General features: G+C 57.1%; 1 protein-coding gene. It reads left to right on the forward strand.

From position 1 onward, the window contains the following. The coding region (locus VSS37_RS12990) for an ATP-binding protein (protein WP_324695875.1) at nt 1-2904 on the forward strand (2904 nt) is incomplete at both ends.

Below are 2904 nucleotides of genomic sequence, written 5' to 3' on the forward strand. Positions count from 1 at the left end.
CACATCTGGCACATCAATCCCGAGGGCAACAATTCGCTGCTGACCGGCGACATTGGTTCCGGCAAATCCACCGTGGTCGGTGCGCTCACCACGCTGCTGGTTTCCACCCAGAAAATCACCTACAACAAGGCAGCTGGCGCTGAGTCGAAGGAACGTAGCCTCGCTTCCTACGTGCGCGGCGCGTATAAAAGTGAGCAAAGCGAAATGTCACAGGCTTCCAAAGCTGTGACCCTGCGCAATGAGTCGAATTACAGCGTGCTGCTGGCCTGGTTTTACAATGCCGATTTCGGTCAGGGAATGACGTTGGCGCAGGTATTCTGGCTCAGGGATGGCAACAGCCAACCGGAACGTTTCTATGTCAACGCCGACAGCCAGTTGAGTATCCGCGAGCATTTCAGCCATTTCGGCAGCGACATCAACCAGCTCAGAAAGAAACTGCGTAACATCAATGGCGTGCAAATCAGCAGCACCTACCGCGAATACGCCACCTTGTTCCGGCGGCATTTCGGCATCCAGTCGGAACAGGCGCTGGATCTGTTCTACCAGACCGTATCGATGAAATCGGTCGGCAACCTCACCGACTTCGTGCGCCAGCACATGCTGGAACAGACCGACGTGCAGGGGCAACTGGATGATCTGTTGCACGGTTTCGACAACCTCAATCGCCTGCACGAAGCGGTGTTGAAAGCCCGCGCCCAGATTGAACAGCTCTCCCCGTTGTGTGACGGTTTGCAGCACCACCATCGCCTCAAAACTGCCATCGAAGCCCTGCGCGCCGCCCGCGAAGCGCTGGCAGGCTGGTTTGCCCGCTTTCACAGTGAGCTTTTGCAGGAGTACATCGACAAGCTCACCCAGCAGTCCGCCCAGCTTGAACACCGGCTGGAAAAACTGGTTGCAGCCATCCAGGGCCTGCGCGACAAGGAAAACGACCTGCATCGCCACATCGAAGATCAGGGTGGCCGCCGCCTGCGCGAGATTGAGCGTGAAATCCGCCAACTGGAAGAGACGGTGCGCCGTTGCAAGCAGACATTCCACGATTACGAACAGGCCTGCCGTCAGTTGGAACTTGACCCGCAGGCTGCTGAGGAACGTTTCTACGCCAACCACCGGCAACTGGAAGGCTTGAGCAGCACACTGGCGACACAGGAATCCACCCTGCAACAGGAGCGTGATCACAACGCCATCCAGCTCAGTCTGAAACGCAGGGAATATGACCAGCTTCAGCAGGAAATCGATTCCCTGCGTCAGCGCAAATCCAATATCCCGCTGAAAAACCTCGCCATGCGCCAGCAGATGCTGGAAACCCTGCAACTGGAGGAATACGAACTGCCTTTTGCTGGTGAACTGCTGCAAGTCGATGAGCGGGAAACGGAATGGGAAGGCGCGATTGAGCGCGTGCTGCACAATTTCGGCCTCAGCCTGTTGGTGTCTGACCGCTTGTATGCCCGTGTCAACCAGTACGTGGAACAAACCCATCTGCAAGGCCGCCTGGTGTATTTTCGTGTCAGGGATGAAGTGCGTCGCCATACCACGCAGGAGGTGGATACCCTGGCCGCCAGGTTGCGCATCAAGCCTGACAGCGAATTTTACGACTGGCTGGAGCAGGAACTGGCCCAACGCTTCAACTACACCTGTTGCAATACGCTGGATGAATTCCGCCGTCATGCCCACGCCATCACCCGTAACGGTCAGATCAAATCCGGCCAGCAGCGCCATGAGAAAGACGACCGTTACCCTATTCACGACCGCAGCCGCTACGTGCTCGGCTGGAGCAACCTGGAAAAGCTCAAGGTGCTGGAAGCGCAACAGGCATCGCTGGGCAGGGAGGCGCACCGCTTCGCCGTAGCGATTACCCAGGTCGAACAGCAGCGCAAAACACTGGATGAGCAGAAAAACGCCGTCCGCGACCTAAAGAGAATCACCCGGTTCGGCGACATCGATTGGCAAGCGCCGGTGCTCGGTATCGAAACCCTGCAACAGGAACGGCAGACGATCGAACACAGTTCCGACATCCTGCAAGCGCTTCAGCAACAATTGCAGCAGACGGTGGCAGAGCGCCAACAGCAGGAAGCCCGTGAAAAGCAGCTGCTGGGTGAACAGGGTGAGCTGAAAAGCAAAGTGGATGACGCCCGCGACGATCTTCAACAGGCCAACGAACTGGCGAACGAATACCGCGAAAGCATTACGCCCGAATCCGGCGTTTTGCTACAACAATGGCGGGAAAGTATCCTGCAGGATACCGCCCTCAACCTGCGCAATCTCGACAAAAGCCAGCGTGAAATCCGCGAGGCGATGAATGCCCGCATCCAGAACGACACCGCCAAACTCGGCAAGCTGACCGAACGCATCATCCAGCAGATGCAGAAATACCGCAACGACTACCCGGCGGAAACCAGCGAAGTGGATGCGCAAATCGGGGCCGGGCACGAATACCGGCAGATGCTCGACACCCTGCAACGCGAGGATTTGCCGCGCCACGAAGCCAAATTCAAGCAGATGCTCAACGAGCAGACCATCCAGAGCGTGGTTATGTTTCGCAGCCAACTGGAAAAAGAGCGCAAGCAGATTGAGGAAAAGATCACAGCAATCAACCGCTCGCTGCACCAGATCGAATACAACCAGGGCACTTATATCAAACTGCTGGCGACCCCGGCGCAGGACGTGGACATCCGGGAATTTCAGGCGGAACTGAGGCAGATTCTCAGCAACACCCTCGGCAGTGACGAGCTGTACACCGAGGAGCGCTTTTTGCAGGTCAAGGCCATCATGGAAAAATTCCGGGGGCGCGAAGGCAAGGTCGAGCACGACAAGCGCTGGATGCAGAAAGTCATCGACGTGCGCAACTGGTACAACTTCTCGGCCAGTGAACGCTGGCGGGAAGGCGATGAGGAACGCGAATTCTAC

Origin of the sequence: Candidatus Thiothrix phosphatis (genome assembly GCF_035668035.1) — a bacterium.
Classification (GTDB): domain Bacteria; phylum Pseudomonadota; class Gammaproteobacteria; order Thiotrichales; family Thiotrichaceae; genus Thiothrix; species Thiothrix phosphatis.